Consider the following 15,568-nt stretch of genomic DNA (forward strand, 5'->3'; position numbering starts at 1 on the left):
CAACTCACAACAACACAACTCACAACTCACAACTCACAACTACCTCAACACCTCCCTGCTTATTACAATCTTTTGGATCTCGCTCGTCCCCTCGCCTATGGTGCATAGTTTTGCATCACGGTAATATTTTTCAACAGGGAAATCTTTGGTATAACCATAGCCGCCGAAAATCTGTACCGCCTCGGTGGCTGCGCGTACGGCTGTTTCTGATGCAAAGTATTTGGCCATGGCCGATTGTTTGGTAACCGGCTGGTGACGGTTCTTCAGGTCGGCGGCTTGCATAATCAACAGTTCAGATGCTTCAATTTCGGTAGCCATATCGGCCAGTTTAAAGGCAATTCCCTGGAAATTGCTTATCGGCTGCCCAAACTGCCTGCGTTCTTTAGAGTAAGCTACGGCTGCCTCGAAGGCGCCTTTGGCTATGCCTAATGATAAAGCTGCTATAGAAATTCGGCCACCATCCAAAACCTTCATGGCTTGTTTAAAGCCTTCGCCTTCGGCGCCCAGCAGGTTTTCTTTAGGTACGCGGCAATTGTCAAATATCAGTTCGGTAGTTTCAGATGCGCGCATGCCCAGTTTGTTTTCTTTTTTGCCGTGGGTAAAACCGGGCGTACCTTTTTCAATAACCAGCGCCGAAATGCCATGCGAATCGCCTTTTGCCCCGGTGCGCACCATTACCACAGCCACATTGCTGCTTTTGCCATGGGTAATCCAGTTTTTTGATCCGTTTACTATGTAGTGGTCGCCATCTAAAACGGCGGTAGTATTCATTCCCAAGGCATCGCTGCCGGTGTTGGCTTCTGTTAAACCCCAGGCACCTAACCACTCGCAGGTGGCCAGTTTGGGCAGCCATTTCATTTTTTGCTCTTCGCTACCAAAGGCCAGGATATGACCGGTGCAAAGCGAATTGTGCGCGGCCACTGATAACCCGATAGAACCGCAAACTTTGGCAATTTCAGCAATAACGGTTACATATTCAAAATAGCCAAAGCCAGAACCGCCGTATTGTTCAGGAACCAACACACCCATCATGCCCAATTCGCCTAATTGCTTAAACAATTCAATGGGGAAATGTTGCGCTTCGTCCCATTCCATTACATGGGGTTTAATGTGGCGCTCGGCAAAATCTTTGGCCATCTGGCCCACCATACGTTGATTTTCACTGGTAGAGAAGTCGAATCCATGCATTGCCGGATCGTCTGTAAATAAGGTTTCCATACTAATTTATATAACTGGTTATACAAATAAACGATTAAAGTATGGGTAAAGTTTCATCCAAAACACCGGGTAATCATAGTACAAAATGGTATACGGTATGAATAATAGGTTTAGTTTGAATAGGATAGTTTTTAGGTAAGAAAAGGCGGCGAAAATATTTTTCAGAAAAATTCAATTCCGTCCTTGCGGGGGTTCCTATACTATTAAATTAAGAGAAGCAGAAGTGTAAAATAATATCGAACACTGAATTTCGAATATCCAACACTGAAGTTTTTCCTTCATTATCCGAAATTGGATATTCGGTGTTCGATATTAAATCGGCCTTAATTTAATAGCATTAGAGAGACCCTCAGTGGGGACAGCAACCACAAGTCAACCGGGATTGTCATTTTTTATTACTTTCTTACAATTATTTGTAGCTTTCTTTAGGTAAAAAAGTCTTGATACTCGATACTAACTACCTGATACTTAATAAGGGCGTTGCCTGTGGCCGGGCTCTTTGCTCATACTGCACAGGCCTTAATCACGCTGGCCGGTATCCGCGCCGATCCCTAACGCAAGAATTTGTCTGAACCAAAATTCACCGAATTAAAGAATTTTCAGAATTTTAAAATTCGGCTAATTCAATTAATTCTAAAAATTCAGTTCAGGCAAAATCATCTGCACATCTGGAATCTGCACATCAAAAAATCTTGATACTTGATACTAACTACCTGATACTTTAAAGTTAATACCCCGCCAATACCACCAACGTATCGCTTATCGGCGCTATCCGCTCGCGGCCTTTCAGAAAGCCCAGTTCAACTACAAACGAGAAGCCGGCTACTATGCCCCCCATCTCTTCAATAAGCTCGCTGGCTGCAGTTACAGTACCGCCGGTAGCCAGCAGGTCGTCATGAATCAGGATGTGCTGGCCGGGTTCAAAAGCATCGGTATGGCACTCAATTACCGCTTCGCCATACTCCAGTTTATAGGCCTTGCGCTTTATGGTATACGGCAGCTTGCCTGCCTTACGTATTGGCACAAACGGAACGCCCAATTTAGAAGCCAGCGTAAGCCCGAATAAAAACCCGCGACTTTCTATCCCGGCAATCACATCTATTTTGGCACCCTTCAATTGCTCCACAAAAGCATTAATAATACTATCGCACAGGGCGGGGTCTTTTAAAATGGGGGTTATGTCCTTAAATATTATCCCCGGCTTCGGGAAATCAGGAATATCGCGGATGGCTTTCTTTATTTGCTCGGTAATCATTTAAAAACTAAATAAGGCCCAATTTTACGCAAAATTCCGTCATCAAGTATGGCAATATTTTTCATATCAGCTATCGATTCATAATCGCCGTGCTGGTTGTGGTACTCTATTATCGCATTTATCTGCTTAAAGCTCAAGTATGGGAAGCGCCGCAGTTGGTCGAAGGTGGCTTTATTGATATCAAGCATGGTAATATGGCTGTTGTTTACAGCAATGCCGTTTTTAATTTCGGCATACTTGCTATCATCTATACCAAATACTTCTTTCAGCTGTTCTTTGCTGTAAAAACCGCCAAGCCTGTCCCGGTACCTGATAATACGCCTGGCGAATGAAGGCCCAATGCCCCTGATCATCGTCAGCTTAGCCGAGTCGGCACTGTTTATTTCTATAATTTCACCGGGCGCTGCTTTCTTAGTGTAATTATCGGTGGCCGGCAGGTTAATGTAGGGTTCCAGCCGTTGGTAATCAGCATCGGTTATAGCGTATATCTTTTTTACATCGGTTTTGGCATAAAACCGGCCGCCTTTGGCCTCATAGTTTTTTATTACTTTAACCTGATCTGCGCTCAGCCCCAGTTTCTCCCATTCTGCCTCGGGTAAATTGTTGGGATTAAATGCAAATAGCGCAGCTTTCGGGGGCTTCCTGCTGCTTGCCGGGCCACTTGCTGCGGTGCCTGTACTATCTGCTTTGCTTAGCATTGCAGCGGCTTTATCAAACTCTTTAAAATTTATTGTATTATCTTTGCGGATGGTTTGATACGCGTATGGCGCAGCTAAAATCAATGCTATTAAAATAATCAACACTACCATTCCGTTCCATTCTTTTTTGGTTACCGAAAGATAGTTTTTTACAGGTGTTTTCATTTACAGCATTATCAACCGTAAATTAATAAAATTTCAGGATACCTTTTTGACAATTAATTCATCTATCTAAAAAATGAAAGTAATAACCACCGAAGAGTTTGCCAAAGCCACTAAACTTGATAAGCTGAAAATGCCTGGCCTGGCCGCTTTATTGATGGAAATAATGAAAATTAACCAGGTTAATGAACTGTTTGCCCAGGCACAGCCCAAACAAGGCATCGAGTTTATTGACGCTATATTAGCAGGATGCGGCATCGATATTGAATTTGACGAGCGCGACCTGAGGCACATTCCCAAAACCGGCAGCTTTATTGCCATAGCCAATCACCCCTACGGTGGCATTGAGGGCCTGGTGTTGTTAAAAATGTTATTAACGGTAAGGCCGGATGCTAAACTGATGGCCAACTTCCTGCTTAAAAAAATCCCCAACCTGAGCGATTTTTTTATTGCTGTAAATCCGTTTGAAAATGTTGAGCACTCCTCAAGCATCAGCGGCCTGAAAAACACGCTCGAGCTGTTAAACAATGGTACGCCGATAGGCATATTCCCGGCCGGCGAGGTATCTACCTTTAAAGTAGAGCAACAACAGGTAACCGACCGTTTATGGCATCCCGTAGTAGGTAAAATTATCGCGAAGGCAAAAGTGCCTGTTATCCCAATCTACTTCCATGGCAACAACGGCTTATTGTTTAATCTGCTCAGTATGATACACCCAGCCCTGCGCACGGCCAAACTACCGTCGGAGTTATTTAACAAGCAAGGCCATACCATTAAACTACGCATAGGCAAACCCATTAATGTATTGGATGTGCCCGATTATAATAATAGCGCCAAACTGCTGAATTTTTTACGCGCCCGTACCTATGCTTTGGGCACCGGATTGGAGGAAGAAAAGAAGATTTTTAGCCCGCGTAACCTCTTCAAAATAAAACGGCAGCCAAAGGATATAGTGCCCGAAATAAGCGTGGATATACTTGAAAAAGAGGTTGCCCCGCTGCGCGATAACTATAGAATATGGATAGAAAAGAACTATGAAGTATTTATAGTACCAACCTCGGTGATCCCGAATGTAATCCGCGAGATTGGCCGCCTGCGTGAAATAACCTTCCGCGAAATTGGCGAAGGCAGCAACAAAGCTATCGACCTTGACGAATACGACATTTATTACAACCACCTGTTTATATGGGATTTTGAGGCCAAACTTATAGTTGGCGCTTACCGTATTGGTTTGGGCGATGAGATATTTTACAGCGTAGGCAAAACAGGCTTTTACCTTAACGAATTGTTTAAGTTAAAAGCTCAGTTTACCCCGGTGCTGCGTAAAAGTTTGGAGCTTGGGCGTTCATGGATCCGCAAGGAATACCAAACTAAGCCACTGCCCTTGTTTTTACTTTGGAAAGGCATCCTCAAATTCCTGATTGATAACCCCAGGTACCGCTATTTGATAGGGCCGGTAAGCATCAGTAATTCATTTTCTAAATTCTCCAAATCGCTCATCGTAGATTATATCAACCGCAACCATTTTGATCATGAACTGGCGCAATATGTAAAACCGCGCAAAAAATTTAAAGTTGATTTTTCGAGCATCGATACCGACTTGCTGATGGCCGGCGAAGATAGTTTTAAGGGGCTTGATAACCTGATATCGGAAGTAGAAACGCGCAATATGAAAGTGCCGGTATTGCTACGCCAGTACATCGCGCTTAATGCCAAAATCATCAGCTTTAACATCGACCCTAAATTTGCCGATTGCCTTGATGGCTTCCTGGTGCTCGACCTGGAACAGGTACCACAGGATATATTGGAAAAACTGGGTAAAAACCTGTAAGTTAGCATTCATAATACTATCCATCTCAAACACTCCATTGGCCTCCACTGGAGTGTTTTTGTTTTAGTACCTGGTTACCTGCCACAAACTTATGCCCCAAATAACCTGGATGAACCGCTTTGAACTGCCCGAAAGATCATGTAGGAAACAGGCCCCATACTAAAGATGCCTGCCTTCATACAAAAGGTACTTAAATGAAAAACGTCCCTGCCGGATAAACCGGCAGGGACGTTTTAATATTAACTATGTTGTTTGGTTATTAAAATCCGTAACGGATACCAAACTGCATTTGCCAGCGTGAAGCAAACAAATCAACCGAGTAAGGCAATCCAGGATCCTGGAAAGTATATTTAGGATAAGTTGTTGCCGCATTAGCAAACGATGGTGTAGTTTTTGGCGCTAAACCAATGCTTGAAGTTGAGTTAAATGTATTGGCCGAGAAGTAGTACTGACCCCATTTTTTGTTCAGCAAGTTGGTAAGGTTAACAATATCGTAGGTAAAAGTAATAACCTGTTTGTGCTTGCCACCAAATTTAAAGTCTTGCGAAAAACGGAAATCTAACTGATTATTCCATGGCGTAAAGGCTGCATTACGTTGTGTAAAGTTACCACGACGTGACGACAGGTAGCTATTTTTATCGATGAAAGCATCAAAAGCAGCTGCTTGCTGAGCGGCAGTTTGCCCGCCAACTATATCACTAAAGAAATTAACAGTTTCGCCTTGTTTAGGGATGTAAGCTAAGCTAACTTGTTGTCCTGTTCCGTCGATAGCGCTTGGGTAAAAACCGTAAGTGTAAGGGTTACCAGATTGTGCACTAAAGAAGAAGGTAAAGTTTGCAGTATAGTTTTTAGCAGCATCCCAATCGTGCCTTAAGTTAAGGTTTGATACGATACGGTGACGGATATCAAAGTTTGAATTGGCTAAACCCGGGTTGTTAGGGTTTAAAGCCTGGTTTAACTGCCAGTTTGACTCCATTGAGTTACGGATACCATTGGTAACATCTTTTGAATGACCATAAGTATAAGCAACATTACCACTTAAGCCAAACGGAAAGGTTTTACCAACCTGCGCTGTAATGCTGTAACGGTAGCCAAGGCTTGTGTTTGATAACTCATAAGCATTGGTATATGATGAGTTAACTTTTTGATTAACAAATATTGGTTGTTGTTTTTGAGTATCGTAAGTATAATAAGTTACGCTATCCTTGGTATTTACTTGTTGGAATTTCAGGTCATGGATGGTTTTGGTATAAATACCCTCCAAAGTAAATTTCCACTGATCGTCGGTTGTATAATCAAAAGCTAAGCTGCTTCTCCAAACCTGTGGCATTTTAAATTTATTATCAATTAAATCCACCTGGGTTGCACCGGTAGGTGATGTATTAAAGCCCTGTGCATTAACATAATCTAAACGGCCGTTAGCAGACGGAGAAACCGGGTTGGTACCTGCTTTTTGAGCAGCTTTGCTGTCATAAGCGCCATATGTATTACCGTTGTTGTAAAATGCGTAACCAAACCATGCAAATGGTACACGACCTGTAAAGAAGCCGCTACCACCGCGTACGATGAAGCTTTGGTCGCCGTTTACATCATAGTTAAATGATACACGAGGATTAAACTCGACATTATTTAAATAATTTTGTTTAATATCCCGCGGTTTGGTATATGTGAAAGTATTACCATAGTTAGGGTCAACTTTAGCACCTGTTGTTTTATCGCTTAATGGTTGCTTATTAGGCACACCTGCATAATCCAAACGTAAAGCGGCGGTTAATTTAAAATTATCAGTTACCTGAATTTCATCCTGGCCATATAAGCTTAACAGGTTAACGTTAAATTTTGCAGATGGATTAGCAAATATATAATCGCGATTGTTGTTGGTGTAGTTAAAGTTAGCACGTACCCGTGACGGAACATTGTTAATAAAGTTCTCGATGCTGCTGTAAGCAACGCGGCCGTTCCATGAGTTAACAAAGTTATAAGTGATGTTATAAAACTCGTTGTGTGTACCAAATGTAAATGTGTTCCTGCCTTTGGTTAAGGTAAAGTTATCGGTAAACTCGGCAGTTTTTTGGTGCATATCAAATATGGCTGCCTCGCGGTCGGTACCCATAAAAATGGTGGTACCTGGGGTGCGGCCGGTAATTTCTATTTGTGGCAACGATGGATCTGAAGTAGGATCGCGGTAATCATGCACGTTTGAGTAACCAATAACCAGGCTATTGCTCGCGCTGTTTGAAAACCTTGATTTTAACTCGGCAACGGTTGAAGTTGAGTTGTTATGAGATACATAATCAATACCGCCAAAACGGAAGTTTTGCTGATCGCGCTCTAAGTTTGTAGCTGTTGAACTAATGGTATTGTTACGGATTGTTAACTGGTTGTTTTCGTTGATATTCCAATCCAAACGGTTAAAAAATTTATTTGATTTCGAGTAGATAGAGGTATTTTGATAAGTACCGGGGCTTAAGCCTCCTGTAAAGCTTTTGAAAGCAGTAGTAAGGTTCTGAGCGTCTTGCAAGCTCAGAATCTGGCTTGAACCGCTTGCATCGGCACCGCGGATAACCGGATCCTGACGGCGGGCAATTTCTTCGTTGGTAAAGAAGAATAATTTATTTTTGATAATAGGGAAGCCTAAACGGATACCTGTTTGGTAATCATGGAAACTTGTTGGCAGTTTTGAACCATCGCCACCGGCAGCGGCCGATGCATTGTTGGGCCCTACTAAAAAGGAACCGCGGCCGTAACCATAAATTGCGCCGGTAAAATCGTTTGTACCGCTACGGGTTACCGCATTTATACTACCACCCAATACGTTACCAATTTTGATATCATAAGGAGCAACTAATACCTGAACGTCCTGGATAGCATCTAACGATACCGGGCTTGTACGGGTACTGCTACCAACCTGGCCCGAAGCATTGTTTTGGCCTCCTAATGATGGGCTAAAACCAATTGCATCATTATTGATGGCACCATCAAGCGTTACGTTGTTGTAACGATAGTTAGTTCCCTGGAATGAGTTGTTGTTGCTTTGTGGTGTTAACCTGGTTAAATCCTGCAGGCTACGGTTAATTGAAGGCAGGTTTTTAATCTGGTTTTGATTAATGCGGGTACTTGCACCTGTTTTGGTGCCACCTGCCGTGCCCTTAATTTTCACTTCTGATAAGGTTGTTGTTTCATCAGCAAGGGCAAAGTTTAAGGTTGTTGTACCTAAACTTAAGGTAATATCTGTTCTTTCATCTTTTTTAAACCCGATAAAAGAAGCAGTGATGGTGTAGGGGCCACCCGGATTAACGTTGGCAATTGTGTAACGCCCATCAGTGTTAGTTTGTGAGCCGTAACGTGTACCGGTACTTGTGTTAAGCACGGTAATGGTTACACCAGGCAAGGTAACGCCTTTTTGGTCGGTAACTTTTCCGCTTACTAACGAGGTGGTAATTTGCGCATTGGCAACATTAGCAACTCCAATAATGAGCAGTGATAAAAGGATAAAGTATAACTTTTTCATTTGTGTTTATTTTGAACACAAAGGTGCACGCGCAATGTTACCCGAATGTTAACACTGTATTATTATATTAACACCTGTTTAATGTGAGTTTAAGCTTTCCTTCCGTTTATATTAAATTTGGATGAATACAGCCTTATCACACAGTTTTCTACAGATAATTTAATCTTTATTTTATATTCCCATTATTCTTTTGACTGCATCAGTAACTTTTGCCCATTACAAAATATTCCATATATGCGATTAAAAAAAAACGAATTGAGTAATAAATAACTTTCGAGGAAATATATTGACCGCCTACTGACATTCATCAAGCTGCTATCCTCATGATATAATCGTTAAAAATAATCAACCCAATAACTATCCCAACACTATCTTCATCAAGAATTAATACAATATTAACATCAGTCATATACCTTTACTTTTTAACAGTTATTTCCGGTACAATCATGATTAGGGTCAAAATGATCACGAAGGTTTTATCTTTATTAACCGCCGGGTTGTACTTTATTTTTTCGTGCATGTACGTTACCCGCTGCCCTAATGTTAACCATACTTCCGGTTATAACAATAATGCTGGTTTTGGCGCCGGACTGCCTAAACAAAACAGTACAACTCTATCACAGCATAAAAACACAAAATCGATACCGGCTGCATTTTTATCACGCCCAAGGGTTATTTTCAGCAAGAATATAGCTGTATCGCTAAAGGCCCCTTCGATAAGCCTATTTGTCGGCGATGTGGCTAACCTGACCTATAAAGCCAGGTTAAAAAGCAAATACCTTGAAAACGGGGTGGTGTACCCAAATAAAACGCTTTCCGTTTTACGATCTTGGAGAATTTGACTGTAACATTTGTTTAACAACTAAGTGCAAAAGATCAGTAACCTGATTTTTCGCATTCAGCTCCCTCCTGTTTTAACCAAAAATGTGTTGAACAGCGTGTCAAGCCATAGTCAAAAAAAACATGTAAAAATTCAATTTCATCCATTGATCTGATATGCCATTTACCGATTCAAAATTTTCAAATACAGATAACGAACTGGCCAATTTTGCCAAAGCACTTGCCTTACCTGTTCGTATAGCTATCATACGTACCATAATTAAAAACGGTAACGCCATCACAAAAGAAAACTTTTACGAGATCCCGTTTCATCATGAAACCATCAATAAACATATTGCCGAATTAAGAACATTAGGCATAATAAATGCCTCCGGATATAAAGGCAACATAAAGTATGGTATTGACGAGCATTTATTTGAGCAAATGGCTTACAGGTTTGCCAGCTTGTTTCAAGGTGTACACAGTTTTACTATTACATAGCAGGCAAAAGCCGTGCCCGGCAACTTAACTGTTGATACGAAGCTTCTTTAAAAGACGATATACCAGTACCACAGGGGCTACGGGTAACGATTTTATGTTAAGCCCGTATTGTGCAAAAGTTTTTTCGCGGGTGTTGCCAATCAATAACAGGGAGGCCGAAGGGATGAAAATAATAAGGCACACCAGCCACATTGCCGGGCCGCCTGTTGTTTGCCAGCTTAACAACGTCATGATAACATAGCTAAACCCTAACAATACAAACAGCATGGTGTACGAAATAAGCGGCGATATACGCAGGTAATAATAAACCGCTATCGCGATGGCAAATGAGGCCCAGTTAAAATACCCGTTATATGTTCCTAAAAATTTAAAGTAGGGAAAAGGAATAGCCCAAAGCAACCCAAATACGCTAAACATTAACAAGGGCACACATATATAATGTATCACCTGGTTAGCTGGATCCTGGTGACTTAGTGCATACCTGTTAATGTATTGCCGGGCAATACTTTCGTTAGCTTTGGCATCGGCTTGCGCCCCGCCTTTATCGTTTGCTGTTTTTTTGCTGGCCACGGTACAAATATAAAACCCTTCCGGGTATAAGCCGAAAGGGTTTGCATTGATTTTTTTTATTAAAACTATTTAGCAAACGCCACCGAACGGGTTTCCCTGATCACGGTAACTTTTATCTGGCCCGGATAGGTCATTTCGGTTTGGATACGGTTTGAAATATCTGCAGCTAAAACTTCTGATTGTGCATCACTGATCTTTTCGCTTTCCACAACTACACGCAGCTCGCGGCCGGCCTGTATAGCAAATGTTTTTTCGACACCAGGGTATGATAACGCCAGTTCTTCCAGTTCTTTCAGGCGTTTGATGTAGCTTTCAACCACCTCGCGGCGTGCGCCAGGGCGGGCGCCTGAAATAGCATCACAGGCCTGGATAATCGGCGACAGCATCGAGGTCATCTCGATCTCATCGTGGTGAGCTCCAATGGCGTTACAAACTTCCGGATGCTCCTTGTATTTTTCTGCCAATTGCATACCCAAAATAGCGTGCGGCAGCTCGGGGTTATCGTCAGGCACTTTACCAATATCATGTAATAAGCCGGCACGTTTAGCCATCTTCACGTTCAAACCTAATTCGGCGGCCATAGTTGCGCAGAAGTTAGCAACCTCGCGCGAGTGTTGTAACAGGTTTTGCCCGTATGATGAACGATAACGCATCCTACCAACCATACGGATAAGCTCAGGATGTAAACCATGAATACCTAAGTCTATCACGGTGCGCTCGCCTATTTCAACAATTTCTTCTTCAATTTGCTTTTTGGTTTTGGCAACCACCTCCTCGATACGTGCCGGGTGGATACGGCCATCGGTTACCAAACGGTGCATAGCCAACCTTGCAATCTCGCGCCTTACCGGGTCAAAGCCAGATAAGATGATGGCTTCCGGGGTATCGTCAACAATAATTTCGATACCTGTAGCGGCTTCCAAAGCACGGATGTTACGGCCTTCGCGACCGATGATACGGCCCTTGATCTCGTCATTTTCGATATTAAATATCGATACCGTGTTTTCAATAGCACTCTCGGTAGCGGTACGCTGGATGGTTTGGATAACTATCTTTTTGGCTTCTTTAGTAGCAGTAAGCTTAGCTTCGTCCACAATATCCTTAATCTGGATCATGGCCTTGCTGCGGGCCTCCTCGCGCAGGTTATCAACCAACTGGTTTTTAGCCTCCTCGGCCGATAGGCCGGCGATGGTTTCCAACTGTTGCAGGTGGGAGTTTTTCAGGATATCAACCTCTTCTTGTTTTTTTACAACAATTTCGGTTTGTTTCTCCAGGTTTTTGCGGGTATTATCCAGCTCACTTTCCTTGCGGTTCATATTTTCCAGGCGCTGGTTTAATGATTGTTCTTTTTGTTTTACACCATTCTCGCGCTGGTTAATGTTGTTATTTTTATTGGTTACTTCCTGCTCATGTTCTGCTTTCATTTGCAAAAACTTTTCTTTGGCTTCCAGTAACTTGTTTTTCTTCAGGATCTCGGCATTGTTTTCGGCATCTTTTAATATTTTCTTCACCTTATTTTGTGCCGATGTTTCCTGGTCTTTAAAAAGCTTCCGTAACAGGAAGCGCCCGATGACTATCCCGAGGCCGATGCCTACGAGTAGTCCGATAATAACGTATAGTAATATGTCCATTTTAGGTTTATTGGGTATGTATGTATATAAAAAAACCGCAACTAATTTTTAAGTATCATGTATTGAAAAACCTCATTTCGACGTTGGGATCGGGACTACGCTGGTACGTATAGCAACGCATGCCCCACATGATCCGCTCATATTGAAGCGTTAAGTTTTTAATAGTGAAACCTAAAATTTAACTGCGGTTAAATCTTAAATGTGCTCTGTATGTTATGTAAAGAACGTTTATTACTTCGAAAAAAATTCGTTCAGCATGTGGTCTAACTGGTATACCTTTTCGGCAACATCGGTATCTTCGTTGTTCACCTTCTTCTCTGCCTTTAACGATGATGTGGCATAATGCAACACACACATCGAAAGCAAGTCCTGCTTATCCCTCACCGCATAATTTTCCTGATATTCCTTTATCCGATCGTTAATTAGTTTAGCCGCCCTGCGTATTATTTCTTCTTCTTCCATGTTTACCTTTAAGGGGTAAACTCTGTCAGCAATATTTATTTTTATTGAGATTTCTCCCATTTGAGCTTTTCACTTTTTGTACTATTTTTTTAATAATACAATACACTTATCTATTTCTTGCACAAAGTCGTTAATTTTTTGCTTAATGTCAACACTTTTTTCATTTGTTTCTGAAAATGATTTTGCAAGTTTCAATACACGAAGCTTTTCTTCCAGGTCTTTCGTCTTATTTTTACTTGCATCAAGTGCAACAGTAAGCGCCTCACTCTCCAGCTTCAACAGGTCATTCTCCTCCTGTAAAGCAGCACAAAGCTCAATTAACCTTTCGGTTTTATCAACTATTATGTTTAACTGTTCTGCTAATGAAGGCATGTTTTAATTAGTGAATTAGTGAGTTAGCGAAGTTTTAATTGGTGAGTTAGTGAATTAGCGATTTAGTGAATAGCAAAACAAATTTTAAAATCACTAACTCACCCATTCACTAATTACTTCCTTATCTCCGCTCCTGCTTCTTTTCCTAAATTATAAATTAATTTCTGCATTACCGAGTCGATGGCTTTATCGGTAAGGGTTTTTTCAATATCCTGGATAATGAAGCTTAGCGCGTATGATTTTTTACCGGCGGGCAGCTTATCGCCCTGGTAAACGTCAAATACACTTACTTCCTTCAAAAGCTTACGCTCGGTACGCTGGGCAATTTGCTTTAACTGACCAAACGAAACCGACTTATCTATCAGCATTGAAAGGTCGCGCCTTACGGCAGGGAATTTAGAAACCTCCTGGTAAACAATCACATTTTTACGCACTGCACTCAATACCAGGTCGAAGTTAAAGTCGGCATAAAAAACCTCTTTATCTACATCGGTTTTTTTTCGGGCAGCGGCGCCAACAGGGCCAAACTTAACCAGTTGTTTACCATTCAGCATGTATTGTAAGCCGAAGGCCAGTTTGCTGCAGGTAGCATCTTCAACCACAAAATCGGTAATGTTTAAGCGCTGCAAAATACCATCAACAATTGCTTTTAAGTTATAAAACGAAACCGGCTGTTGCTTTTGGTTCCACTGCTCGGCTGCATCGGCGCCGGTGATGAATACCGAGAAGCGTTGTACCTCGCTATATTTATCATCCTTAACGCTGTATACTTTGCCAAATTCATAAAACTTCAAATCGGCTGCACGGCGGTTTTGGTTGTAGGCGATAGCTTCTAATCCTGAAAACAGCAGGCTTTGGCGCATTACATCCAGGTCGCTGCTTAGCGGGTTCAGGATTTTTACAGCCACATCCAGGTTATCTGAGTAGGCCGATTTTGTTAACGAGTTTGAAAGTATTTCATTGAAACCATTAGCTGTCAGCAAATCCGAGATCTGGTTTTGAACCGTATCCTTCTCCTTTTTTTGCGAGTTGTTAAGCGATGCCCTGATCTGGGTTGGGATATGAATATTGTTATATCCGTAAATCCGCAGGATCTCTTCTACAATATCAACCTCGCGGGTTACATCAACACGATATGGAGGAACTTCCAATGATAGCGAGTCCGCAGTTTCACCCACTATCTTAATGTCAAGCGCCTCGATGATCGCCTTGATCTCGCCATGCGTAATTTGCTGGCCGATGAGCCTGTCGATATTTTTATAAGTAACCTCGAACGCAAAAGGCGCGACCGGGGCCGGGTAATGATCAGAGATTTGCGACGATACTTTACCACCCGCAACCTGTTGAATAAGCAAAGCCGCACGTTTTAAAGCAAACACAGGCATATCCGGGTCGGTACCACGCTCAAACCTGAACGATGCATCCGTTTTTAAACCATGACGCTTGGCCGTTTTACGTACCGATACCGAATTGAAATAAGCGCTCTCTAAAAAGATATTTTTGGTAGATTCCTTAACACCAGATTTTGCGCCACCAAAAACACCGGCAATACACATAGGCTCGTCGGCGTTGCCTATCATCAAATCATTTTCTGATAGCTTACGGTCAACATCATCCAGGGTTCTAAAAACTGTTCCTTCGGGATAGTTTTTAACCAGCACTTTGCCGCCGGTTATTTCATCAGCATCAAACGCGTGCAGCGGCTGGCCCAATTCGTGCAACACATAGTTGGTAACATCCACAATATTATTGATAGAGCGGATGCCTATTACAGCCAACCGTTCTTTTAACCATTTTGGCGATTCTTTAATCTCAACCCCGCTAATGGTTAAGCCGGCATAACGCGGGCTTGCCTGCTCATTCTCAACCACAACCTCAATGGTGCGGCTGGTATCGTCAACCTTAAATGCGCTTACATCAGGTTTCCTGATCCCTATTTTCAAAAACGCGGCAATATCGCGGGCTGTACCCAGATGCGATACGGCATCGGCACGGTTAGGCGTAAGGCCTATCTCGTACATATAGTCGTCGTGCAGTTTAAAATAGTTTTTAGCTAACGATCCTACTACGGCGTCATCATCCAGTACCATGATGCCGGCATGGTCGGTACCTAAACCAATCTCGTCTTCGGCACAAATCATCCCTTCGGATACCTCGCCACGGATTTTTGATTTTTTAATAGCGAATGGTTCGCCTACGGTTGGGTATATGGTAGTACCTACAGTGGCTACAACCACTTTTTGTCCTGCGGCCACATTGTGGGCTCCACAAACAATTTGCAGGTCTTCGGGGCCGCCTACATCAACTTTAGTAACATGCAGGTGATCTGAATTGGTATGGGCAATGCTCTCCTTTACAAAACCAATCACAAGGCCTTCCAGGCCACCGGGAATGGGTTGTACTTTCTCCAGGCTCTCCACCTCCAAACCGGTACCGGTAAGGATGATCGAAATTTCCTGCGGAGTTTTATCGGTATCAATAAATTCTTTAAGCCAGTTATACGATATCTTCATTATTCAGAAATGATAATCGGCAAAG

At 42.4% G+C, this 15,568-nt stretch carries 12 protein-coding genes; 3 read left to right on the plus strand and 9 right to left on the minus strand.

The annotated features are described in order from the left end of the window. Window positions 1–39: 39 nt before the first annotated feature. The 3 genes from ACFGVS_RS14825 to ACFGVS_RS14835 form a co-directional block, all read right to left on the minus strand. Window positions 40–1,218 carry an acyl-CoA dehydrogenase gene (locus tag ACFGVS_RS14825; protein ID WP_439699182.1) on the minus strand — a complete coding sequence of 393 codons (1,179 nt, stop codon included), beginning with the start codon at window positions 1,216–1,218 and terminating at the stop codon, window positions 40–42. Window positions 1,219–1,945: 727 nt separating this feature from the next. Then, window positions 1,946–2,473: an adenine phosphoribosyltransferase gene (locus tag ACFGVS_RS14830; RefSeq protein WP_274211793.1), complete on the minus strand. Its 528-nt coding sequence runs from the start codon at window positions 2,471–2,473 to the stop codon at window positions 1,946–1,948. Beyond that, window positions 2,470–3,336: a helix-hairpin-helix domain-containing protein gene (locus ACFGVS_RS14835; protein WP_439699183.1), complete on the minus strand. Its 867-nt coding sequence runs from the start codon at window positions 3,334–3,336 to the stop codon at window positions 2,470–2,472. Before ACFGVS_RS14835 ends, ACFGVS_RS14830 begins: the two co-directional genes overlap by 4 nt. Before the next feature lie 73 nt (window positions 3,337–3,409). Between ACFGVS_RS14835 and ACFGVS_RS14840 the strand changes: the two genes are divergently transcribed. Next, window positions 3,410–5,164 (plus strand): lysophospholipid acyltransferase family protein, encoded by a 1,755-nt coding sequence (locus ACFGVS_RS14840; RefSeq protein WP_274211791.1) that lies wholly within the window; start codon window positions 3,410–3,412, stop codon window positions 5,162–5,164. A gap of 259 nt (window positions 5,165–5,423) precedes the next feature. On the opposite strand, the gene ACFGVS_RS14845 is transcribed toward ACFGVS_RS14840, so the two are convergent. Continuing rightward, complete coding sequence (locus ACFGVS_RS14845; protein ID WP_439699184.1) at window positions 5,424–8,675, minus strand: carboxypeptidase regulatory-like domain-containing protein; 3,252 nt, start codon at window positions 8,673–8,675, stop codon at window positions 5,424–5,426. 461 nt (window positions 8,676–9,136) lie between these two features. On the opposite strand from ACFGVS_RS14845, the gene ACFGVS_RS14850 reads away from it, so the two are divergent. Together ACFGVS_RS14850 and ACFGVS_RS14855 are read left to right on the plus strand one after the other, a co-directional pair. Next, the gene (locus tag ACFGVS_RS14850) at window positions 9,137–9,517 is read left to right on the plus strand and encodes a hypothetical protein (protein ID WP_439699185.1); all 381 of its coding nucleotides are present in this window, start codon (window positions 9,137–9,139) and stop codon (window positions 9,515–9,517) included. A 154-nt stretch (window positions 9,518–9,671) separates the two neighbouring features. Further along, window positions 9,672–9,995 (plus strand): hypothetical protein, encoded by a 324-nt coding sequence (locus ACFGVS_RS14855; protein WP_439699186.1) that lies wholly within the window; start codon window positions 9,672–9,674, stop codon window positions 9,993–9,995. Window positions 9,996–10,019: 24 nt separating this feature from the next. Here ACFGVS_RS14855 and ACFGVS_RS14860 read toward each other — a convergent pair whose 3' ends face one another. From ACFGVS_RS14860 to pheT, 5 genes are all read right to left on the minus strand, one after another. Then, window positions 10,020–10,565, minus strand: coding sequence for an Mpo1-like protein (locus ACFGVS_RS14860; protein ID WP_439699187.1), 546 nt, complete (start codon window positions 10,563–10,565; stop codon window positions 10,020–10,022). Between the two features lie 65 nt (window positions 10,566–10,630). Next, window positions 10,631–12,196: a ribonuclease Y gene (gene rny / locus ACFGVS_RS14865; protein ID WP_090642886.1), complete on the minus strand. Its 1,566-nt coding sequence runs from the start codon at window positions 12,194–12,196 to the stop codon at window positions 10,631–10,633. 231 nt (window positions 12,197–12,427) lie between these two features. After that, the gene (locus tag ACFGVS_RS14870; protein ID WP_090642882.1) at window positions 12,428–12,718 is read right to left on the minus strand and encodes a cell division protein ZapA; all 291 of its coding nucleotides are present in this window, start codon (window positions 12,716–12,718) and stop codon (window positions 12,428–12,430) included. Window positions 12,719–12,739: 21 nt separating this feature from the next. After that, on the minus strand, window positions 12,740–13,030 hold the full coding sequence (locus tag ACFGVS_RS14875; protein ID WP_090642877.1) for a hypothetical protein: 291 nt from the start codon (window positions 13,028–13,030) through the stop codon (window positions 12,740–12,742). Between the two features lie 113 nt (window positions 13,031–13,143). Then, complete coding sequence (pheT, locus tag ACFGVS_RS14880; protein ID WP_439699188.1) at window positions 13,144–15,543, minus strand: phenylalanine--tRNA ligase subunit beta; 2,400 nt, start codon at window positions 15,541–15,543, stop codon at window positions 13,144–13,146. Window positions 15,544–15,568 lie beyond the last annotated feature (25 nt).

Origin of the sequence: Mucilaginibacter sediminis (assembly GCF_051903035.1) — a bacterium.
In the GTDB taxonomy this organism is placed as follows: Bacteria; Bacteroidota; Bacteroidia; order Sphingobacteriales; family Sphingobacteriaceae; genus Mucilaginibacter.

What these genes read in the sequence shown, in the direction of transcription:
- ACFGVS_RS14825 (WP_439699182.1), bottom strand. Translation starts at nt 1,218, where the DNA reads ATGGAAACCTTATTTACAGACGATCCGGCAATGCATGGATTCGACTTC.
- ACFGVS_RS14830 (WP_274211793.1), bottom strand. Translation starts at nt 2,473, where the DNA reads ATGATTACCGAGCAAATAAAGAAAGCCATCCGCGATATTCCTGATTTC.
- ACFGVS_RS14835 (WP_439699183.1), bottom strand. Translation starts at nt 3,336, where the DNA reads ATGAAAACACCTGTAAAAAACTATCTTTCGGTAACCAAAAAAGAATGG.
- ACFGVS_RS14840 (WP_274211791.1), top strand. Translation starts at nt 3,410, where the DNA reads ATGAAAGTAATAACCACCGAAGAGTTTGCCAAAGCCACTAAACTTGAT.
- ACFGVS_RS14845 (WP_439699184.1), bottom strand. Translation starts at nt 8,675, where the DNA reads ATGAAAAAGTTATACTTTATCCTTTTATCACTGCTCATTATTGGAGTT.
- ACFGVS_RS14850 (WP_439699185.1), top strand. Translation starts at nt 9,137, where the DNA reads ATGATCACGAAGGTTTTATCTTTATTAACCGCCGGGTTGTACTTTATT.
- ACFGVS_RS14855 (WP_439699186.1), top strand. Translation starts at nt 9,672, where the DNA reads ATGCCATTTACCGATTCAAAATTTTCAAATACAGATAACGAACTGGCC.
- rny (WP_090642886.1), bottom strand. Translation starts at nt 12,196, where the DNA reads ATGGACATATTACTATACGTTATTATCGGACTACTCGTAGGCATCGGC.
- ACFGVS_RS14870 (WP_090642882.1), bottom strand. Translation starts at nt 12,718, where the DNA reads ATGGGAGAAATCTCAATAAAAATAAATATTGCTGACAGAGTTTACCCC.
- ACFGVS_RS14875 (WP_090642877.1), bottom strand. Translation starts at nt 13,030, where the DNA reads ATGCCTTCATTAGCAGAACAGTTAAACATAATAGTTGATAAAACCGAA.
- pheT (WP_439699188.1), bottom strand. Translation starts at nt 15,543, where the DNA reads ATGAAGATATCGTATAACTGGCTTAAAGAATTTATTGATACCGATAAA.